Raw genomic sequence first — 18691 nt, 5'->3', positions numbered from 1 at the left:
ATGCGGCGGCGCACCCTGCTCACCGGGATCGCCGGCGGTCTGGTGGCCGTCGGCACGACCCCCGCCTTCGCGGACGCACGGCGCCGCGTCCTGCACGTGCGCCCCGGGGGCTCCGTCCAGGACGCGGTGGACGCCGTGGACGGCGACGGCTGGACGATCGTCGTGCACCCGGGGACGTACCGCGAAGTCGTCAACATCCCCGCCGACAAGGGGGAGTTGACCCTTCGCGGCGCCAGTCGCGATCCGCGTGCCGCCGTGATCGTGTACGACAACGCCAACGGCACGACGAAGCCCGACGGCACGACGTACGGCACCGCGGGTTCTGCCACCTTCACCTCGGCGGCGCCCGGGCTGACCGTACGCGACCTGACCCTCGCCAACGACTGGCTGCGGGCGGACCACCCCGACATCACGGGGACGCAGGCGGTGGCCGCGTACGTCACCGGGGACCGTTCGCGGTTCGAGGGGGTGCGGTTCCTCGCCCACCAGGACACGCTGTTCGCGGACACGACCGCGCTGACCGCCTTCGACCGGCAGTACTACCGGGACTGCTACGTCGAGGGCGACGTCGACTTCGTGTTCGGGCGGGCACGGGCGGTCTTCGAGCACTGCCACTTCCACGCCCTCGACCGGGACGTCGACTTCACACCGGAGGGCATGGTCTTCGCGCCCTCGACGGCCCGCGCGAACCCCTACGGCTTCCTGGCCGTGCGGGGCCGCGTCACCTCCGGCGCCGAGGACACGGCGTACAAGATCGCGCGCCCGTGGGTGCCCACGTACGAGACGACCGCCTGGCCGTCGCTGGTCGTCAGGGACACCTGGCTGGGGCCGGGGATCGACGCGGTGACGCCGTACATCAACATGCGAGAGCAGTACCCGTGGCAGACCATGCGCTTTCGCGAGTACGCCAACTCCGGTCCCGGATCGGTCATTTCGGTGCCGGGGAACCGGCCCCAGCTCAGCGACGCGGAGGCCCGGTCGCACACCCGGGAGACCTACCTCGGGGACTGGAGGCCGTATGAGTGCCCGTGACCCCGTGGGGCGGCGGGCGTTCGTGGCGGGGGCCGCCGGGGCGGCGCTGTTCGCCGGGGCCGAGCCCTCCCGTGCCCAGGCGGGCGTCGTGGAGGGCGCGCTGCCCGACTTCCACCCGGCGCTCAAGGAGGAGCTCCGCTTCCCGCTGGCCTGGGGCACCTCTCCGATCCGGGACTTCCGGGCCTGGCGGCGAGCCGCCCGCGCGAAGGTCGAGGAGCACCTGCTCGTGGGCCCGGACGACGGGACGCCGTACGCCCCCGAGTTCGGAGCACGTGCCGAAGCCGACGGCTACTCACGGGAGTCGGTCACCCTCGCCCTCACCCGCTACGAGCGTGTCCGCGGAGTCCTGCTCACCCCGCACGGCACCGGACCGTTCCCCGCCGTGCTGCTGCTCCACGACCACGGCGCGAAGTTCGACATCGGCAAGGAGAAGCTGGTCCGGCCCTGGGGCGACGGCGAGACGCGGCTCGCCTCCGCGCAGGCGTGGGCGGACCGGTACTTCAGCGGACGGTTCGTCGGCGACGAACTGGCCCGGCGCGGGTACGTCGTCCTAGCCCTGGACGCCCTCGGCTGGGGGGACCGGGGGCCGGTCACCTACGAGCAGCAGCAGGCCCTCGCGAGCAACTTCTACAACCTCGGCTCGTCGCTCGCAGGGCTCATGGCCAGGGAGGACGTGCGTGCCGCGCGCTTCCTGGCCGGGCTCGACCGGGTGGACCGGAGGCGGGTCGCGGCCCTCGGGTTCTCCATGGGCGCCTTCCGCGCCTGGCAGACCGCCGCGCTCAGCGACGACGTCGCGGCCGCGGCGAGCGTGTGCTGGATGACCGGGCTGAAGGAGGTCATGGTGCCCGGCAACAACATCCTGCGCGGCCAGTCCTCCTACTACATGCTCCACCCCGGGCTCGCCCGGCATCTCGACTTCCCCGACGTGGCGAGCATCGCCGCCCCCAAGCCGATGCTCTTCTTCCACGGCGCCCAGGACTCCCTGTTCACCGCGGAGGGTGTCCAGGTCGCGTACGAGAAGCTGCGCGCCGTCTGGCGCTCACGTCACGCCGGGGAGCGGTTGCACACCAAGGTCTGGCCCGATCTGGGCCATGTGTTCACCGCACCCATGCAGGACGAGGTCTTCACATGGCTCGACACCGTCCTGTGATCCACCGTCCCCACTCACGACGTAAGGACCCCACTTCCATGCCTCGTCGTACCGCTCTCACCCTCGCATCGGCTCTCGCCCTCGGCGCCGGCCTCGCCGTCCTGCCCACCCAGGCCCAGGCCGCGACCGTGGTCGTCAGCAACTCCACCGACCTGTCCAACGCGATCAAGAACGCCACCGCCGGCACCGTGATCCAGGTGCGAGGCGGCACCTACTACCCGACGGCCACCCTCCAGTCCACCCAGAACGGCACCTCCTCCAGCCCGATCACGCTCACCGCGTACGGCTCGGAGACCGTGAAGATCGACGGCGGGAGCCTCCCCGACGGCGACTGGATCTTCAAGCTGACCGCCGACTACTGGAACGTCTCCAACATCACCTTCCAGAACTCCCCGGACAGCGCGGTCGTCTGCCAGTCCTGCACCGGCACCACCTGGAACACCATCAAGACCATCAACGGCGGCGACTCCGGCTTCACCCTCACCGGGGACGGGACGGTGAACAACACCGTCCGCAACCTCGACTCCTACGGCCACTACGACCCGGCCAACCACGGCGAGAACGCGGACGGCATCGCCATCAAGTTCGGCTCCGGCAGCGGCAACCTGGTCACCGGCGCCCGCCTCTACAACAACTCCGACGACGGCCTCGACTTCTGGTCCTTCTCGTCCCCGGTCACCGTCGAGCACACCTGGGCCATGGGCAACGGCAAGAACCGCTGGGGCGACTCGGCGTTCGCTGGTGACGGCAACGGCTACAAGCTGGGCGGCGACGGCGAGGTCGTCGCGCACGTCGTCAACAACTCGGCGGCCTGGGACAACGCCGGTAACGGCTTCACGGAGAACAGCAACAAGGGCGCCATCGTCATCAACCGCACCACGGCCTACGCGAACGCCAAGTGGGGCTACTACTTCGCCACGGGCGCCGCCCGGCTCGGCAAGAACCTGGCGGTGAGCAACGGCTCCGGCTCCGTGAACAAGGGCTCGTCGGTGGTCTCGGCCGGCAACAACTGGGACTCGGGTATCTCCACGCCCGCCTTCCGCTCCACGGACGCGTCGAGCACGTACAACGCCCGGCAGTCGGGCGGCGCGCTGCCCGTGACCACGTTCCTGACCACGGGCAGCACCACCATCGGCGCGACGATGAACTGAGCTCCGGCTCAGCCCCGTCGTACCGGTTTGATCGACTCCAGGGTCGGCACCACCGGTTTGATCGTTCCGTCGGCCGCGAACTCCATGCGGTCGATGGTCGTCTCCCGGTGCATGCCGTCCCCGCCGGACTTGCCGGGGCCGTTCAGCGCGAACCGGTGGTAGACCATGTACCAGTCGTCCGTGCCGGGGGTGTTGACCACCGAGTGGTGGCCCGTGGCGAGGATGCCGTACTCGGGACGCTTGGACAGGATCGTGCCCCGCTTGGTCCACGGGCCGAGCGGGGTCGGTCCGGTCGCGTACGCGACGTGGTAGTTCTCGCTGCGGGTGTCGTCCTCGGACCACATGAAGTAGTACGTGCCCTTGCGCTTGATGACGAAGGAGCCCTCCCGGAAGTTGTCCGGGGTGATGTCCTTCACCTTGCTCGCGTCGAACGACACCATGTCGTCGTCGAGCGGCACCACGTAGCCGTGCCCGTTGCCCCAGTACAGGTACGACTGCCCGTCGTCGTCCGTGAAGACCGACGGGTCGATCATCTGGCCCTGCAGTGAACCGCCCTTGGCGACGAGGGGCTTGCCGAGCGCGTCCTTGAAGGGACCGGCGGGGGAGTCGGCCACCGCCACGCCGATCTGCTGTTCGGCGCAGAAGTAGAAGTAGTACTTGCCGTCGCGCTCGGCGATCGCGGGTGCCCAGGCGTTCTTGTCGGCCCAGGACACGTCGGGTCCGAGGTCGAGGATCACGCCGTGGTCCGTCCAGTGGACCAGGTCCTTCGACGAGAACGCCTTGAACTGCGTGCCGCTCCAGCCGGGGAAGCCGTCCGTCGTGGGATAGATCCAGTAGCGGCCGTCCATGTACTTGATGTCGGGGTCGGCGTAGAGGCCGGGCAGGACCGGGCTGCGGGTCGGCACCGCCTCGACCGTCCAGGTGCGTTTCGTGCCGTCGGCCGCCGTGACGGTGTACTTCTGCGGTGTGCGGAAGTCGCGGCGCGTACCGGACTTCGGGCTCACGGTGGCGCCCTCACCGAGCCACAGCTTCGGCGCGAGTCGCTTGAGGTCGGCGTCGGGTTCCATAGGGAGGACGACCTTCGACGTGGCCTCGCTGACGACCGCGTACCCCTTCTGGTCCTTCACCGTCGCGTCCACGGCCGACGTGGGGCTCACCGGGTACGCGGCCAGCAGCCGGTCGTACTCCTCCTGCGTCACCGGCATCACCGTGCCGTGCCGCGGGCTCGCGGGCAGCTGGTAGTTCTTCGACATGGTCCACTTGCCCGAGTCGAGGTCGGTGGTCTCGAACGGGACGTAGCCGCGGCCGCCGTACTCGTCGATGAACAGGTACCACTTCTCCTCGGTGTTGGACTTGAACACCGTCGGGCCCTCACCGCGGTCGATGGAGCCGCTGCCGACGCAGTCCGAGACGAAGTCGTACGAGGTGTCGGTGAGCGAGGTCGACTTCTCCGCGGTGATGAACTTCGAGCACGGGCTGGAGGAGGTGGGGTCCCGCTCGTCCTTGGTGTAGCGGTAGTACGTGCCCTGGTGCTTCACGACCGTCGAGTCGATGACCGAGTAGCCGGGATCGTCCCAGACCTTCGGCTCGCTGAACGTGCGGAAGTCCTTCGTCGTCGCGTACAGCATCTTGTTGTACGTCGAGCCCGTGTGGTCCGGGTCGTCGTCGGCGTACAGCTTCGACGCCCAGAAGACGACGAACTCACCGAGGCTGTCGTCCCAGTAGGCCTCCGGCGCCCAGGTGTTGCCCGCGTTGTCCGGGGACACCTTCACCAGGCGCTGGTCGGTCCAGTGCACCAGGTCCGTGGACTCCCACACCATGATCGACTTGCTGCCGTGCCTCTGGACGTCGTCCCAGCTGCCGCTGCTGTTCTGGTACATGCGCAGATCGGTCGCGATCATGTAGAACTTGTCGCCCTCGGGGGCGCGGATCACGAACGGGTCGCGCAGGCCCTTCTCGCCGATGGTGGAGGTGAGGACCGGCTTGCCGGCGTTCAGCTCCCGCCAGTGCAGAGCGTCGTTGCCACGGCTGAGGGCGTAACGGATCTGCTCGCCGTCGGAGGTGCCCTCGCCGGTGAAATAGGCGAAGAGGTAGCCGGCGTACTTGGATTTCTTCACGGACCGTTCCGAGTCGTTCGAGTCGTTCGACTGTTTCGAGGCATGTGCCGACGGCTGTGCCGCGGGCTGGGCCGCCCCGGGTGGCGCGGCCAGCAGGCTCAGAAAAAGGGCCAGGAGGGGGAGCAGGAGCGTACGGGCGGTGGGGCGCATGACACATCCTGTGTGAGTCTGGTGAATTCTGTTGGATAAGGGTTCCTGGAGTCTCACCAGTGGGGGACAGCGCGTCAATCGGTGTGCGCGTGACGATCCTGAGCGAAATTTTCGATCGCTTTCGTCTGGACCACGGCAACCCTTCCCGGTCATGGCGGCGACCAGGGAACAGAAGCGGGCCGGGGCGGCCCCTCCGGCCCGCTTCGCCCGCCACGTCCCCCAGGAAAGGAACTCTCCAGTGCGTCAGAGCATGGGACGCCACCGCAGAACCCGCACCCTGTCGATCGCCGCCGCGGTGGCCGTCGCCTCGGGGGCGTGCGGTGTCTACCTCGGTCTCGCGGACGACGGTGCCCAGGCCGCCTCCAGTACGGTCACCGTCACCTCCACGGCCCAGCTGGAGTCGGCCGTGGCGAACGCGTCCGCCGGTACGGTCATCCAGGTGCGCGGCGGTGTGTACTACCCGACGAAGACCCTCAAGTCCACGGCGAACGGCACGAGTTCGGCCCGGATCACACTCCAGGCGTACGGCAGCGAGAAGGTGAGGATCGACGGTTCGAAGCTGCCCGCCGGGTCCTGGCTGGCCGGGATCTACGGCGACCACTGGACCGTCCAGAACCTCACCTGGCAGAACTCGCCCGCCCAGGGCTTCGTCGCCACCTCGTCCGTCGGTGGCGTCTTCAAGAACCTGGTCACCGCGAAGAACGGCGACTCGGGCTTCACCCTGCGCGGCGACGGCACCACGGACAACCTCGTGCAGAACCTGGACAGTTACGGCAACTACGACGCCGCGACCCACGGGCAGAACGCCGACGGCATCGCCATCAAGTTCGGCTCCGGTACGGGCAACAAGGTCACGGGCGCCCGCCTGTACGACAACGCCGACGACGGGCTCGACCTGTGGCAGTTCTCCTCGCCCGTCACCGTCGAGCACTCCTGGGCCTTCGGCAACGGCAAGAACCGCTGGAACGACGCCGACTTCGAGGGCAACGGCAACGGGTTCAAGCTCGGTGGCGGGGGTGCGTCGGTCGCGCACTCCGTCAACAACAACGCGGCCTGGGACAACACGCTGCACGGGTTCACCGAGAACTCCAACACCGGGGCGATTCTGTTGAGCCGTAACACCGCGTATGTCAATGCGGAGCAGGGGTTCTACTTCGCCACGGGTGCCGCGCGCTTGGCGCGCAATCTCTCCGTGGGCAACAAGAAGGGGGCCTCCAAGCTGGGGTCGTCGACGGTCTCGGCGGCGAACAGTTGGGACAGTGGGGTTTCGGTGCCGTCGTTCAAGTCGACGGATGCGGCTTCTGTTTATGGGGCTCGTACGGCGGATGGGTCGCTGCCGGCGACCGGGTTTCTGACTACGGGGTCCACCGCTATCGGAGCGACGATGGACTGAGTGCCGGTTTGCGGCTGCGGGTTCGTCGTGGCTTGTCGCGCCCACGCGGCGGAGCCGCATATGTCACAGCCCCGCGCCCCTGAAGGGGCGCGAGCGCCCCCACACCGGTCGTCACCGGTGTGGGAGCGCTCCTCTGTCTGGCCGAGGGGGGCTCGGGCCAGCAGATCCTTGCATCCATAGGGACGCTGAAACTGGGGATGTGGTTGTTTTACCTATAGGTGATGTCGGACGACGAGTAAAGACAGTTGGTGCTGTCGGGTCCCGTGCCGACCGCCGTGTTGTTGTTGTACTTCTGGCAGGGGATGACCTTGCGGCCGGAGTCGTTGAGGATCGTGATGCCGCGGAGCGTGGCGACGTCGTTGCGGTTGACGTTGATGCCGACGAGCCGCGCGGTGGAACCCGTCCCCGTCACCTCGATGTTGCTGAGGTTGACCTTGCGCGTGTACCCCGTGGAGCAGTCGCCGCAGGAGCGGTACAGCGTCTTGAACTCGCTGACGGCGAAGTTGGAGACGTTCAGGGTGCCGGGCCCGTTGTGCTGGAAGACCTTGTCGGCGGCCTTCTTGGCGCCACCGCCGGTCACCGTGTAAGTGGTCCCGCCGCGGAAGGTCGCGGCGTCCTCGCCGACGTCCTCCCACCACACGTTCTGCAGGGTGCAGTTGCCCTCGCAGTGGATGCCGTCGGCGCCCGGCGCGCCGATGATGACGTTCTTCAGCGTCGCACCGGCCGCGAGCTTGAAGATCGGGTCCTGGCCCTCTTCCTGGCCGTCGCCCGCCAGGTCGCCGCTGCCGTAGTACCGCACCATGCCGCCGTCGCGGACGCCGGACACGGAGATGGTCGAGGACACGGGCTGGCTGGAGGTGGGGGTCGGCCAGCTCGCCGCGCTCGCGGACGACAGCATGGTGCTGCTGACGATGGCGGCACCGGTCAGCGCGAACGCGCCCAGGCCGCTGACGACGGCACGCCGCCGTAACGAACGACGGCGGTGGTGCACGCGGTGCTCTGCACGTGAAGTCATTCCCGTTCCTTCGGTGGGGGATCAGAGCTGCTGCTTGCGACTGCTGGTCGCCACCGGGTGGGAAAGGGTTGCCGGGTGCCGGAGAATTTTTCCGCCCGGTTTCACGTGCTGGTCAGGAGCGCGTCAGCGGGGCGTCACGAGTCGCCCTCGTCCGTGTCCTCGTCCCCGCCGCGGGCGAAGTCGCCGCCCACCGTGTACTGCTTGCCGTCCGCCGTCGCGGTCATCGCGTACCGGTCGTCCTTCGCGTCCCGGCCGCCGCGCGCGTGGTCGTACTGGCCCGCGAAGACGAACTCGCCCTTCGGCACCGTACGACCCTCCTTGAGGACCCAGCGGTAGACGAGGAAGCCGTCGTCCTCGCCGACCGTCTGCGTGAAGTCCTCCTCGGGCAGCGAGCGCCAGGCGCCGGCGGAGTTGACCCCGTCGGTCAGCGTGATGCGCAACTCGACAGTGAGCGCGGTGAGTTGCTCGTCGGTCTTCAGGGTCAGGTTGCTCTGGGCCCAGAAGTCGTTGCTGTGCGGGTCGACCGAGCCGTCGGACCAGACGGGACCGTCCTCGTTGTCCGACGTCTCGGGAAGCGCGGCCGGGGCGGAGTTCTCGGCGGTCGGTGTGCGTGAGGGGGAGGCGCTCGGCTTCTTGTCTGAATTGTTCGGCTTGTCCGCCGAAGGGGACGGGTCCGGCTTCACCGGCTTCCGGAACGTCGCGTCCGGCGACGGCGTGGGCGTGGGGGAGGTCGCGACCGTCCGGTCCGCGGGCTCGTCGCCCTTCACCGCCGAGGCCACCGCGTACCCGCCCACGGCGAGGAGACCCGCCACCGCGGCCGTCGCTCCCACCACCCGGGCCCAGCCGGCCAGCGGCGGACGCTCGGGGCGCTCGGGACGGGCGTCCCCGGCCATACCGCGCTCGATCCGGGCCAGGATGCGGGCGCGGTCGGGCTCGTGCGCCTCGCCCGCGTCGCGCAGGCGGGCGCGCAGCTCCTCGTGCACGTCCCGCACCTCTTTCATCGGTTCCTACCTCCGGTGGCCCCGAACGCCGCCCTGTGCATCTGTCGCGGGGGGTCCGTCGTCCCGAGCAACCGCTGGAGCTCGGCCATTCCCTTCGACGTCTGGCTCTTCACCGTACCGACCGACACCCCCAGCGCGAGCGCGGTGTCCTTCTCGGAGAGGTCGAAGGCGTGGCGCAGCACCACACAGGCCCGCTTGCGGAAGGGCAGTCTGCGCAGGGCCTCCTGCACGTCGACCATGCCGGGTACGTCGGGGTTCTCGGTCTTCTCCTCGCGCTGCGACCAGAACAGGGTGATCCGGCGGCGCTCACGGACGGCGCTGCGGATGCGGGTACGGGCCAGGTTGGCGACCACGCCGCGCGCGTACGCCACGGGATGGTCGGCCGCGCGCACCCGGTCCCAGCGGTGCCACAGGGCGAGCAGCGCGTCCGCCGCCAGATCGTCCGCCGCGTCCGCCTCGCCCGTCAACAGATGGGCCAGCCGGGCCAGTTCGGCGTAGTGCCGCTCGAAGAAGGCGTGGAACTCCGCGGAGGCGGCGTCGTCGACGACTGTGCCCACGGGCGACCTCTCTCCTCGTTGCGGCTCCTTGCGCCTGGCGGGTGCCTTGTGTGTCATGTGAATGACACGTGTTCATCCGTGGATGACCGTGGCGAGATCCGGAAGAGTAGCAGTGATCGTGAACGACGTTCGTACGGGGCTTCGAACGGCATCTTGCAGGCAGAACTCTGATTCCGTAACACGGAGAAAACCTGAGACGCGTTCAACACGGGAACAATCCAGCCAGCAATCCGTGCAACCCGCACGCACGTTACGAGGAGTACCGCCATGTCCGAAGCACAGAAGGTGGCCGATCGGCAGGATGCCGTGCCACCCGGGGCGAGCAGCGTCGATCGCTTCTTCAGGATCACCGCCCGGGGCTCCACCTTCGCCCGGGAGATACGCGGCGGCTTCGCCACGTTCTTCACGATGGCGTACATCCTTGTCCTGAATCCCATCATCCTGGGCAGCGCCAAGGACAAGTTCGGGCACCAGCTCGACGGCGCCGAACTCGCCACCGCCACCGCCCTCGTCGCCGCGGTGATGACGATCATCATGGGCGTGGGCGGCAACCTGCCGCTCGCGCTCGCCGCCGGCCTCGGCCTCAACGCGGTCGTCGCCTTCCAGATCGCCCCGCTGATGAGCTGGGACGACGCGATGGGCCTGGTGGTCCTCGAAGGTCTGCTGATCTGTGTCCTGGTGGTCACCGGGCTGCGCGAGGCCGTCATGCACGCCATCCCGCAACCGCTCAAGCAGGCGATCAGCGTCGGCATCGGGCTGTTCATCGCCTTCATCGGCTTCGTCGACGCCGGGTTCGTCACCCGTATCCCGGACATCGCGAACACGACCGTCCCGGTGCAGCTCGGCGCGAGCGGCGCCCTGTCCGGCTGGCCCATCCTCGTCTTCTGCCTCGGTGTGCTGCTGACCATCGGTCTGCTCGCCCGCAGGGTCAAGGGCGCGATCCTGATCAGCATCCTCGTGATGACGGTCGTCGCGATCGTGATCAACTCGGCGGCCGACATCAAGAGCTGGGGCCTGACCACGCCGAAGGTTCCCGACGACATCGTGGCCGCGCCCGAGTTCGGGCTGCTCGGGAACTTCAGCCTGTTCGGCGCGTTCGGCGAGACCACCGTCATCACGGTCGTCCTGCTGGTCTTCACCCTCATCCTGTCGGACTTCTTCGACACCATGGGCACGGTCGTCGGCATCAGCGCCGAGGCCGGACTCCTCGACGAGGAGGGCAGGGTGCCCAACCTCGGCCGGGTCCTGCTCATCGACGGTGCGGCGGCGGTCGCGGGCGGTGCCGCGTCCTCGTCCTCGGCGACCTCGTACATCGAGTCGGCGGCGGGCGTCGGAGAGGGCGCGCGCACCGGCTTCGCCAACCTGGTCACCGGCGGACTCTTCGCCTGCGCGCTGTTCCTGACCCCGCTGCTGACCATCGTCCCGATGCAGGCCGCCGCCCCGGCGCTCGTCGCGGTCGGGTTCCTGATGATGACCCAGGTCAAGCACATCGACTGGGACAAGTACGAGATCGCCATCCCCGCGTTCCTGACGATCGCCGTGATGCCGTTCACCTACTCGATCACCAACGGCATCGGCGCGGGCTTCCTCGCGTACGTCCTCATCAAGGCGGTGCTCGGCAAGGCGAAGCAGGTGCACTGGCTGCTGTGGGCCACGTCGGCGCTGTTCCTGGTGTACTTCGCGATCGACCCGATCGAGCAGCTGCTCGGCGTGCGGTAGGTCTCCGAACGACGACGGGCCGCCCCTGGGGGGAAGGGGCGGCCCGTCCTTTCAGATGGTCTTCGTGGGGGCGGAGGTTCACTCCTGGCACTCAGTTCTTCAGTGCCGCCGTCATCATCGCCTTCGCCACCGGGGCCGCCAGCCCGTTGCCGCTGACCTCCGAGCGGGCCGCGTCCGACTGCTCGACGATCACCGCGACGGCGACCTCCTTGCCCGTCGAGTCCGACTTCGCGTACGACGTGAACCAGGCGTACGGCGTCTGGCTGTTGTTCTCGCCGTGCTGGGCCGTACCGGTCTTGCCGCCGACGGTGGCCCCGGAGATCCGGGCGTTGGTGCCCGTGCCCTTCTCGACCACGGTCCGCATGGCGGACTGGAGCTGCTCGGCCGTCGAGGAGCTGACGATCTCCTTGGTACCGGCCTTGCTGTCGTAGTCCTCGATCACGTTGCCCTCGGCGTCACTGGTCCGGTCCACCATGTGCGGAGAGACCAGCTTGCCGCCGTTGGCTATCGCCGCCGACACCATCGCCATCTGCAGCGGGGTGGCGGTCACGTCGAACTGGCCGATGCCCGACAGAGCGGTCTGCGGCTTGTCCATGTCCTTCGGGTACACGCTCTCGTACGCCCGCACCGGCACGTCCTGCGTCGCGTCGTTGAAGCCGAACTTCTCCGCCATCGCCCTGACCTTGTCCTGGCCCAGGTCGACGGCCATCTTCGCGAAGACGTTGTTGCACGAGTACTGCAGGGCCACCCGGATCGAGGCGTTCTCACAGGGCGCGCTCGGGTTCTCGTTCGACAGCTCGCGGTTCGTGAGGGGGAGCGTGTACGGGTCGGGGCTGTCGGTCCGCTCGTCCACCGACGGGTACAGCCCGTCCTCCAGCGCGGCGGCCGCGACGACCAGCTTGAACGTGGACCCCGGCGGCAGAGGCTGCCGCAGAGCGCGGTTGACCAGCGGCTTGTCGTCGTCCTTGGTCAGCTTCGTCCAGGCGGCCCCGTCGCCCGTACCACTGATCGTGCCCGGGTCGTACGACGGCGTGGAGACGACCCCGAGGATCTTCCCGCTCGCCGGGTCGATGGCGACGGCCGCGCCCTTCTTGTCACCGAGCGCCTCGTACGCGGCCTTCTGTACGTCCGGGTCGATGGTCGTGACGACGTCGCCTCCCGCGGCGCGCTTGTTGGTGATGACGTCCAGCGGGGTCTTCAGCTGTGTGTCGGTGCCGTCGAGGAGGTCCCGGTAGACGCCCTCCAGCTGTGTCGCCCCGTACACCTGCGAGCTGTAGCCGGTCACGGCCGCGTACAGCGCGCCGTCCTTGTACGTGCGCTTGTAGGCGAGGTCGCTGCCCGTGGTCCGCGTCGAGCCGGTGATCGCGTCCCCGGCCACGATGATGTTCCCCAGCGGCTGTGCGTACTGCTGCATCACCACCCGCCGGTTGTCCTTGTTGTCCGCGAGCGCCCGGCCCTCGTAGAACTGCACCCAGGTCGCCCTGATCAACAGGGAGAACACGAGCAGCAGCGTGAAGACGGCGGTCCGCCTGATCGTCTTGTTCATCGCGCTCGGAAAGACGAGCGGGATGGGATCAATCGTTCCTTTCTGAGGGGTTTCTCATGGTGTCTTCATGAAGCCCGACTCGTACGCCGCGATCACCGCCTGCGTACGGTCCCTGGCGCCCGTCTTCGCCAGGACGGCCGCCACGTGCGTCTTCACGGTCGCGGGGCCGACGCCCATGCGGGTGGCGATCTCGGCGTTGGTGAGTCCGGCCGCCATGTACCGCAGCACCTCGCTCTCCCGCCCGGTGAGCCGCGCCACCCACGGGGCCCGGCGGCGCCGGCCACGGGCGTGCTCGGCGGCCAGAGTCCGCACCGCCGACGGGAACAGCACGCTGTCGCTGCGCGCGACCAGCCGTACGGCCTGGACGAGTTCGTCGGCGTCCGCCCGCTTCAGCAGGAACCCGGAGGCGCCGACGCGCTGGGGGAGCCCCCAGGCGTTTAGCTCTGGGGGAGCCTCGTACACGTACGCGTCGTTCTCGAAGGTGGTCACGACGACGATCCTCGGGGGCGCGTCGAGCGTGGTCAGGATCTGTTCGGTGGCGCGGATGCCGTCGATCTCCGGCATCCGTACGTCCATGAGGACGACGTCCGGCCCGAGCTCCCGTACGACGGAGACGGCGTCGGCCCCGGTCGCCGCCTCGCCCACCACCTCCAGGCCGGGCTCGGCGGAGAGGATGACCCGCAGCGCGGTGCGCACCATGCGCTCGTCGTCGGCCAGGACGATGCGGATCGGGGCGGGCGTCATGCGGGGGCCTCCAACGGCAGACGGACGTGCAGTCTCCAGGTGCTCTCCACCGGGCCCGCCTCGGCCGTGCCGCCGAGCAGCCGGGCACGGTCGGCGATGCCGCGCAGGCCGTGGCCGCCGCCGGAACGGGGTGAGGTGTCGGAACGGGGTGAGGTGTCGGAACGGGGTGAGGTGTCCGAACGCGGTGCGGTGTCGGAACGGGGTGCGGTGTCGTGGTGCAGCGGGTTCTCCAGGGTGATCTCCAGATGCTCGCCGGTCGCCTCGATCCGCACGGCGACGGCGACCTGGCCGCCGGCGTGCTTGAGGGCGTTGCTCAGACCTTCCTGCACGATGCGGTACGCCTCGCGGGAGACCGGCGGGGACAGGGAACCCGCGTCGCACTCGACGGTGGCCGTCAGGCGGGTGCCGCCCGCGCGGGTGCGGTGGAGCAGGCCGTCGAGGTCGGTGGCGAGGGTGGGCGCCGGTGCGGTGGGGGACGCTTCGGCGTCCCGCAACACGCTCAGTACGGCGTCGAGTTCGCCCACCGTCCGGCGGGTCGTCTCCTCGATCGCCACGAGGGCCTCCCGGACGAACCGCGGGTCGGTGTCCAGCACCCTGCGGGCCGCGCTCGCCTGGAGGGTGACGGCGCTGAGGGCGTGGCCGACGGAGTCGTGCAGTTCGCGGGCGAGCCGGTTGCGTGCGGCGAGGTCCTCGGCGCGGGCCTCCGCCGCCGCGAGGCGCTCCTCGGGCGTGGGACCGAGCAGCGCGGGCGCCCAGTGGGCGAGGAGACGGCCGGCGAGCGCGGCGCACGCGGCGAGGGCGACGAGGGTCGCGACGCCCGCGACCGGCGCGAGTGCCAACGCCCAGGTCCGGTCCAGGACTTCGGGCAGCCCGAGCCGCGAGTCCCGCAGGGCCGCGAAGGCCGGCAGGGCGATGAGCACGGCGGCGAACGGCGGCACCGCGAGCGACATCCCGGCGACGACCCCGCCCAGTCCGAGATGGAGCGTGAACCACGCGGCGGTCCGGCCCCGGGCGCCCCCGCCGCGCGCGGGCCCGTCCGCGAGTCGCTCCCCGTCCACGCCGCACAGCGCCCGCACCACCGCCACGCACATCGGCCGGGTGAGCGGGAAGACGGAGGTGAGCGCGGCGAGCGGCAACCCCACGGCGAAGGAGGCGAGTTGCAGGGGCAGGGAGTTGAATTCGTAGCGCGAACCGAGGGCCGGACCGACGACGAGCTCGCCGAGGAAGACGTACGGCATCGCGAGCGCGCCGCCGAGGATCAGATGGATCCACCGGCGCCGCGCCCGCCGCCCGAAGAGGAACCGGGCGAAACCGCTCACACCGCGCGCCGCGACCGTGCGGCGGAGCGCTCGGCCAGGAAACGGGCGCCGACGGTGGCCACGAGTACCCCGACGATCATCTGCCCAGCGTAGGTGAGGTACATGAGCTGGGTGGGGCGCTCGGCCATGTCGCCGACGTCGGCGAGCGAGGCCGCCGACAGCCAGGCACCCCAGCAGGCGACGGCTCCCGACCCGGTCCAGGCCAGGGCGAGCGGCACCACCACGGGCAGGCGGCGCGGGCGCCGGAAGGCGAGGGCCCACGCGCCGAGGACGGCGGCTGTCAGGAAGACGACACTGACGGCCGCGAGTACGTCGTACGCGGGGTCCGCGACGTGCTTGCCGACCAGGGGGACCGGCGCGAGTACGGCCGCCGCGACAGCCGTTCGCCGCCGGGCCGCGCCGGCCGTACCCCTGGGCAGGTTCCCCAGCCGTCCCTGCCACAGATGCGCCCACCGGTCCCGGGCGTAGAGCACGAACAGTGCGCCGAGGGCCAGTCCCTGCACGATGAACCCGGTGTACACGACCCCGAACACCCACGCGTCGAGCAACGGCGCCTGTCCGTCGCCGGTCGTCCCGCCGACCTGTCCGCCGAGGGCCTCCACCATCAGTTGCAACGGGAACCCGGCCATGATCGGCGCGAGCAGCCCGGTGGCGACCCACACGGGCAGGGCGAGCAACCATGCGGGGATCCGCATCCCCCAGGGCCGGGTCAGCAGCAGCGCCAGCACGATGACGGCACCGTCCATGGCCACGGTGACGCCGTTGACGGCGGCCATGGCTCCCCGGTGCTCCAGCAGGGAGCTGCCCTCGGGGATCCCCAGGTGGCTCCCGGCGATCCAGGCGATCTTGAGGGCGAGGTAGGGGAGGCAGGAGAGGACGGCGACCGCCCGCAGGACGCGCCGCGCCGGGCTGGTCCGCTCGGCGGGGCGGCTCCCCGGGGGACTGACGGCGTACGGCTCGGACCGGGGCGGGGAGGGGCGTGTCTGCGTCATGCCGCCACGCTGCCGCGCCCCGCCTTCGGCCCACGTCGTGCCCGAAGACGATCCACCTCCGCCGCACGGGGGAGACGCCCGGCCCCCGCGCCGCCGGTCAGAGCCTGCGGGTGGCGAGTGTCAGGCGGTCGCGCGCGTCGAACAGGGCGTCCTTCACCATCTGCTCGTGGGCGGGGGTGAGGCGGGCCACCGGCACCGAGCAGCTGATGGCGTCGCGGGCGGGCGTGCGGTACGGGATCGCCACGCCGAAGCAGCGCAGCCCCAGCGTGTTCTCCTCGCGGTCGACGGCGAAGCCCTGCTCCCGGACCTGGTGGAGCTCCTCGATGAGCTTCTCGCGGTCGGTGATCGTGTGCTCGGTCAGCGCGGGGAGGGTCTCCGGGAGCATCTTGCGGACCTGCTCGTCGGTGCAGGTGGCGAGCAGGGCCTTGCCGAGCGAGGTCGAGTGCGCGGGCAGGCGGCGGCCCACACGCGTGAAGGGGCGCAGATAGTGCTGGGACTGGCGGGTCGCCAGGTAGACGACGTTCGTGCCGTCCAGCCGCGCCAGGTGGATCGTCTCCGTCGTGTCGTCCGAGAGGCGGTCCAGCGTGGGGCGGGCCACGGCCACCACCTCGTCACCGTCGATGTACGAGGTACCGACCAGCAGCGCGCGCACCCCGATGCCGTACCGTGTGCCCGTCGCGTCCGTCTCGACCCAGCCGAGATCGACGAGCGTGCGCAGCAGCATGTAGAGGCTGGACTTGGGGTAGCCCACCGCCTCCTGCACCGCGGCGAGGGAGTGCATTCCGGGGCGGCCGGCGAAATACTCCAGCAGTTCCACGGTGCGTACGGCGGACTTGACCTGTGCCCCGCCACCCGTCTCGCCAACCGTCATCGCCCTTGACCCCTTCGTTCGACGGGAAATAGTCTCCAACAGCATATTCATCATCAGAGACGGTGTTCAGCATATCGAACGCCCCTGGTGAATAAGTAACAACTGCGGCAGAGCAAGCGGCAGAGCAAGCGGCATTCAATGTGGAGGGACCCGCGGTGGCAGCAGCACCAGTCTGGAGTGTCGACCCCCGAACCGGGAAGCAGCGTGAACAGGTTGCGGTGGAGGCCACGGCCCAGGAGGTGGACCAGGCCGTCCGCGCCGCCCACGCCGCGCGTGGCGCCCTCGCCGACCGTACGGTCCGCGCCGCGTTCCTGCGCTCGGCCGCCGACCAGCTTCAGGCGGCCAAGGACCACCTCGTCGAGGCCGCCGACGCGGAGACCGCGCTCGGTCCGGTCCGGCTCACCGGTGAACTCGCCCGCACCTGCTTCCAGCTGCGGGCCTTCGCGGACATCGTCGACGAGGGCGCCTTCCTCGACGTGGTGATCAACCACCCCGACGACACCGCGACCCCGCCGATCCCGGACCTGCGCCGCTACAAGGTGCCGCTGGGCGTCGTGGCCGTCTACTCCGCGTCGAACTTCCCGTTCGCCTTCTCCGTCGCCGGTGGCGACACGGCGAGCGCGCTGGCGGCGGGCTGCCCCGTCGTCGTCAAGGCCCACCCCGACCACCCGGCGCTGTCCGAAATGGTCGCGGCCGCGCTGCGCCGGGCCGCCGCCGAGCACGACATCCCCGCGGGTGTCGTCGGTCTCGTGCACGGCTTCGAGGCGGGCGTCGAGCTGGTCAGGCACCCGCTGGTCGCCGCGGCGGGCTTCACCGGCTCCGTACGGGGCGGTCGTGCGCTCTTCGACGCGGCGGCCGCCCGTCCGGTGCCGATCCCGTTCCACGGTGAGCTGGGCTCCCTGAACCCCGTCGTGATCACCGAGGCCGCGGCCGCCGAGCGCGCCGAGGCCATCGGGTCCGGGCTCGCGGGCTCGATGACGCTGGGCGTGGGCCAGTTCTGTGTCAAGCCGGGGCTGGTGCTGGCGCCGACCGGTGCGGCCGGTGACCGGCTCGTCAAGTCGCTCACCGACGCCGTGAGCGATGTCGACTCCGGGGTCCTGCTGGACCACCGTATGCGGGACAACTTCATCGCCGGTGTCGCCGAGCGTGCCGAGCTGCCCGACGTGGAGTCCCCGGTCACCGCGGGTGCGGGCGGCGAGCACACGGTGAGCCCGGGCTTCCTGACCGTGCCCGCGACCAAGCTGGCGGCGGAGGGTGAGCACGATCTGCTCCTGGAGGAGTGCTTCGGGCCGCTCACTGTCGTGGCGCGCTACGAGGACGAGTCCGAGGCGCAGGCGGTGCTGTCGCGTCTGCCGGGCAACCTCACGGCGACGGTGCATCTCTCTGCCGAGGAGGCCGCGGGGGAGGGGCGTGGTGCGGAGATTCTCGCCGAGCTGACGCCGCTTGCGGGGCGTGTGCTGGTGAATGGCTGGCCTACGGGTGTGGCTGTTGCTCCGGCCCAGCATCACGGAGGGCCGTACCCGGCTACGACGTCGACGTCCACGTCTGTGGGTGGGACGGCGATCGAGCGGTGGCTGCGGCCGGTTGCGTACCAGGGTGCGCCTGAGGCCTTGCTGCCGGCTGAGCTGCGTGATGACAACCCGCTGGGGCTGCCGCGGCGGTTCAACGGGCGGCTGGAGCGGTAATCGCTCGTAACGCCGTTGGGGTGCGGGGTTCGTTGGCGGCTGCCGGTTCGTTGTGGCTTGTCGCGCAGTTCCCCGCGCCCCTGGCGCTACCGCGCCCCTAAACGGGGCGCGGTGCCGCGCCCTCGTTCGGGAGCTGGGACACTCTCTCAATGGACGTGAAGATTCCCGAACTCCCCTTTCCCCTGCGTACCTACGGTCCCGACGGGCACTGGGACCACGAGAACGACGTGCTCAGCGGGTGGGCGGGGG

At 69.9% G+C, this 18691-nt stretch carries 15 protein-coding genes and 1 pseudogene; 7 read left to right on the top strand and 9 right to left on the bottom strand.

What is annotated here, in order from left to right:
• Genes FNH08_RS07730 through FNH08_RS07720 form a run of 3 tightly spaced genes read left to right on the top strand, consistent with a single transcriptional unit; the run spans position 1 to position 3333 of the window.
• Complete coding sequence (locus FNH08_RS07730; protein WP_152770559.1) at positions 1-1032, top strand: pectinesterase family protein; 1032 nt, start codon at positions 1-3, stop codon at positions 1030-1032.
• Positions 1019-2182 (top strand): dienelactone hydrolase family protein, encoded by a 1164-nt coding sequence (locus FNH08_RS07725; RefSeq protein WP_152770557.1) that lies wholly within the window; start codon positions 1019-1021, stop codon positions 2180-2182. Before FNH08_RS07730 ends, FNH08_RS07725 begins: the two co-directional genes overlap by 14 nt.
• A 38-nt stretch (positions 2183-2220) precedes the next feature.
• The gene (locus FNH08_RS07720) at positions 2221-3333 is read left to right on the top strand and encodes a right-handed parallel beta-helix repeat-containing protein (RefSeq protein ID WP_152770555.1); all 1113 of its coding nucleotides are present in this window, start codon (positions 2221-2223) and stop codon (positions 3331-3333) included.
• Positions 3334-3341: 8 nt separating this feature from the next.
• Here FNH08_RS07720 and FNH08_RS07715 read toward each other — a convergent pair whose 3' ends face one another.
• Positions 3342-5600: a family 43 glycosylhydrolase gene (locus FNH08_RS07715; protein ID WP_152770554.1), complete on the bottom strand. Its 2259-nt coding sequence runs from the start codon at positions 5598-5600 to the stop codon at positions 3342-3344.
• 238 nt (positions 5601-5838) lie between these two features.
• Here FNH08_RS07715 and FNH08_RS07710 point away from each other — a divergent pair, with 238 nt between their 5' ends.
• Entirely contained in the window at positions 5839-6993 is a 1155-nt protein-coding gene (locus FNH08_RS07710) for a right-handed parallel beta-helix repeat-containing protein (RefSeq protein ID WP_322723965.1), read from the top strand.
• A gap of 208 nt (positions 6994-7201) precedes the next feature.
• Here the strand turns inward: FNH08_RS07710 and FNH08_RS07700 are convergent, their stop codons facing one another.
• The 3 genes from FNH08_RS07700 to FNH08_RS07690 form a co-directional block, all read right to left on the bottom strand.
• On the bottom strand, positions 7202-8008 hold the full coding sequence (locus FNH08_RS07700; RefSeq protein ID WP_152770552.1) for a pectate lyase: 807 nt from the start codon (positions 8006-8008) through the stop codon (positions 7202-7204).
• 134 nt (positions 8009-8142) lie between these two features.
• Positions 8143-9009: a hypothetical protein gene (locus tag FNH08_RS07695; protein ID WP_152770550.1), complete on the bottom strand. Its 867-nt coding sequence runs from the start codon at positions 9007-9009 to the stop codon at positions 8143-8145.
• On the bottom strand, positions 9006-9566 hold the full coding sequence (locus FNH08_RS07690) for a SigE family RNA polymerase sigma factor (RefSeq protein ID WP_322723964.1): 561 nt from the start codon (positions 9564-9566) through the stop codon (positions 9006-9008). The genes FNH08_RS07695 and FNH08_RS07690 overlap by 4 nt, the downstream gene beginning before the upstream one ends.
• Before the next feature lie 267 nt (positions 9567-9833).
• Here FNH08_RS07690 and FNH08_RS07685 point away from each other — a divergent pair, with 267 nt between their 5' ends.
• On the top strand, positions 9834-11285 hold the full coding sequence (locus FNH08_RS07685) for an NCS2 family permease (protein WP_152770546.1): 1452 nt from the start codon (positions 9834-9836) through the stop codon (positions 11283-11285).
• A 91-nt stretch (positions 11286-11376) separates the two neighbouring features.
• On the opposite strand, the gene FNH08_RS07680 is transcribed toward FNH08_RS07685, so the two are convergent.
• From FNH08_RS07680 to FNH08_RS07660, 5 genes are all read right to left on the bottom strand, one after another.
• Positions 11377-12831: a peptidoglycan D,D-transpeptidase FtsI family protein gene (locus FNH08_RS07680; RefSeq protein ID WP_152770544.1), complete on the bottom strand. Its 1455-nt coding sequence runs from the start codon at positions 12829-12831 to the stop codon at positions 11377-11379.
• 54 nt (positions 12832-12885) lie between these two features.
• The gene (locus FNH08_RS07675; protein WP_152770542.1) at positions 12886-13575 is read right to left on the bottom strand and encodes a response regulator transcription factor; all 690 of its coding nucleotides are present in this window, start codon (positions 13573-13575) and stop codon (positions 12886-12888) included.
• Entirely contained in the window at positions 13572-14894 is a 1323-nt protein-coding gene (locus tag FNH08_RS07670) for a sensor histidine kinase (protein WP_322723961.1), read from the bottom strand. The genes FNH08_RS07675 and FNH08_RS07670 overlap by 4 nt, the downstream gene beginning before the upstream one ends.
• Positions 14891-15886 (bottom strand): hypothetical protein, encoded by a 996-nt coding sequence (locus FNH08_RS07665; protein WP_194238408.1) that lies wholly within the window; start codon positions 15884-15886, stop codon positions 14891-14893. Before FNH08_RS07665 ends, FNH08_RS07670 begins: the two co-directional genes overlap by 4 nt.
• A 97-nt stretch (positions 15887-15983) precedes the next feature.
• Entirely contained in the window at positions 15984-16757 is a 774-nt protein-coding gene (locus FNH08_RS07660; RefSeq protein WP_152770540.1) for an IclR family transcriptional regulator, read from the bottom strand.
• Between the two features lie 155 nt (positions 16758-16912).
• Between FNH08_RS07660 and FNH08_RS07655 the strand changes: the two genes are divergently transcribed.
• Both FNH08_RS07655 and FNH08_RS51670 read left to right on the top strand, forming a co-directional pair.
• On the top strand, positions 16913-18442 hold the full coding sequence (locus tag FNH08_RS07655; protein ID WP_322723959.1) for an aldehyde dehydrogenase (NADP(+)): 1530 nt from the start codon (positions 16913-16915) through the stop codon (positions 18440-18442).
• Positions 18443-18591: 149 nt separating this feature from the next.
• Positions 18592-18691, top strand: a pseudogene (locus FNH08_RS51670) (DUF1349 domain-containing protein); the annotation flags it as partial.

It is taken from the genome of Streptomyces spongiae (assembly GCF_009377185.1).
In the GTDB taxonomy this organism is placed as follows: Bacteria; Actinomycetota; Actinomycetes; order Streptomycetales; family Streptomycetaceae; genus Streptomyces; species Streptomyces spongiae.
The sequence above is the reverse complement of the archived record's forward strand: the minus strand, read 5'-3'. Positions and strand labels throughout refer to the sequence as shown.

Excerpts from the sequence above, each read along its gene's own strand:
- FNH08_RS07660 (WP_152770540.1), bottom strand. The coding sequence starts at position 16,757 with ATGACGGTTGGCGAGACGGGTGGCGGGGCACAGGTCAAGTCCGCCGTA.
- FNH08_RS07720 (WP_152770555.1), top strand. The coding sequence starts at position 2,221 with ATGCCTCGTCGTACCGCTCTCACCCTCGCATCGGCTCTCGCCCTCGGC.
- FNH08_RS07725 (WP_152770557.1), top strand. The coding sequence starts at position 1,019 with ATGAGTGCCCGTGACCCCGTGGGGCGGCGGGCGTTCGTGGCGGGGGCC.
- FNH08_RS07665 (WP_194238408.1), bottom strand. The coding sequence starts at position 15,886 with ATGACGCAGACACGCCCCTCCCCGCCCCGGTCCGAGCCGTACGCCGTC.
- FNH08_RS07680 (WP_152770544.1), bottom strand. The coding sequence starts at position 12,831 with ATGAACAAGACGATCAGGCGGACCGCCGTCTTCACGCTGCTGCTCGTG.
- FNH08_RS07685 (WP_152770546.1), top strand. The coding sequence starts at position 9,834 with ATGTCCGAAGCACAGAAGGTGGCCGATCGGCAGGATGCCGTGCCACCC.
- FNH08_RS07715 (WP_152770554.1), bottom strand. The coding sequence starts at position 5,600 with ATGCGCCCCACCGCCCGTACGCTCCTGCTCCCCCTCCTGGCCCTTTTT.
- FNH08_RS07730 (WP_152770559.1), top strand. The coding sequence starts at position 1 with ATGCGGCGGCGCACCCTGCTCACCGGGATCGCCGGCGGTCTGGTGGCC.
- FNH08_RS07700 (WP_152770552.1), bottom strand. The coding sequence starts at position 8,008 with ATGACTTCACGTGCAGAGCACCGCGTGCACCACCGCCGTCGTTCGTTA.
- FNH08_RS07695 (WP_152770550.1), bottom strand. The coding sequence starts at position 9,009 with ATGAAAGAGGTGCGGGACGTGCACGAGGAGCTGCGCGCCCGCCTGCGC.
- FNH08_RS07675 (WP_152770542.1), bottom strand. The coding sequence starts at position 13,575 with ATGACGCCCGCCCCGATCCGCATCGTCCTGGCCGACGACGAGCGCATG.